A 1,207-nucleotide genomic window follows, 5' to 3' on the forward strand; every position below is an offset into this window, starting at 1 on the left:
CGAAGAATTGCCTTGGTTCCGGCTTACCATAGCTCGGGTTGGTGATGTGCAGGGGAAATCCGTGGTGATTTCCCGGACCGGTTATTCCGGTGAACTGGGATATGAAATCTTCTGTCACCCTAAAGATGCTGTCGAAATCTTTGATCGTGTCTGGGAGGTCGGCCAAGAGTATGGCATTGCACCGCTCGGGCTGGCGGCACTCGACATGTTGCGGATCGAAGGCGGTCTGATTTTTGCCGGATCAGAATTCGACGATCAAACCGATCCCTTCGAGGCAGGAATCGGCTTTACCGTGCCGCTGAAGTCAAAGACCGACGATTTCATTGGGCGGGCAGCGATCGAAGAGCGTAAGGCACACCCGCACCGCAAACTGGTTGGTTTCGAAATCGAAGGCGGCACTATCCCCTCGCCCGGCGACTGCGTGCGCGTTGGAAAAGCTCAGGTTGGAGAGATTACCAGCGCGATGAAATCGCCCATTCTGGGTAAAGTCATCGCATTGGGCCGGGTTTCGGTTACACATGCTGCCGCCGGCGCAGACATTGAAATCGGGCAACTGGACGGGCAGCAAAAACGGTTGAAAGCCAGGATCGTTCCATTCCCGCATTTTGATCCGACAAAGGAACGTGTGAAAGGGATATACACAGAAGCAACGGTTCCGGACGCTGCAGAGTAGCTGCCAAAAGGGGGCGACATCGAGGTCATCATGTCTGATCGTTGCCAAACCTCAAAAAAACAATCATCCGACTTTGTGGTTCAACCCGAAGCGGGCACACGCATACTGCTTCTCTTTCAAATCACCCTGGTCGCGACACTGGCGTTGTATTCAACTACCGGTTTGGCAGGTGATTGTGATCGGGTATTTATGCTGGAAAACCACGAAAGGTCTGCGGACCTGCCCAATGACATGATCTGTGAGACCTTTGTGGGGTTGACCGGCACCAGGGGCATTTCCTGTTACTGGGCATTTTCATACCGAAGCGAAGATGCAGGTTTTTTGTTTCGAGACGCCTGGAGGGAAGTTTCAAGCTGTCGCGAGGGTAGCAGCACCTCAGCGTCGAAACCTTTGAATCACCCCGACAGCTACAACTTGCGGGAGCTGATCACAGAGCGCGGCACATACCGTGTCGCGCTGAAAGACAAAGGCCAGCAGAACCGAACTTTGGTAGTAATGGTTTTTGAGAACCACAAGTGAAAAGCCTTGTTGTAA

At 53.1% G+C, this 1,207-nt stretch carries 2 protein-coding genes; both read left to right on the plus strand.

From position 1 onward, the window contains the following. The coding region (locus tag ACR0IM_RS24500; protein ID WP_480683487.1) for a glycine cleavage T C-terminal barrel domain-containing protein at positions 1–673 on the plus strand (673 nt) is incomplete at its 5' end. A gap of 30 nt (positions 674–703) precedes the next feature. Further along, positions 704–1,192: a hypothetical protein gene (locus tag ACR0IM_RS24505; RefSeq protein WP_480683488.1), complete on the plus strand. Its 489-nt coding sequence runs from the start codon at positions 704–706 to the stop codon at positions 1,190–1,192. The last annotated feature ends 15 nt before the right edge of the window (positions 1,193–1,207 follow it).

This window comes from Ruegeria sp. BF6 (assembly GCF_056538665.1).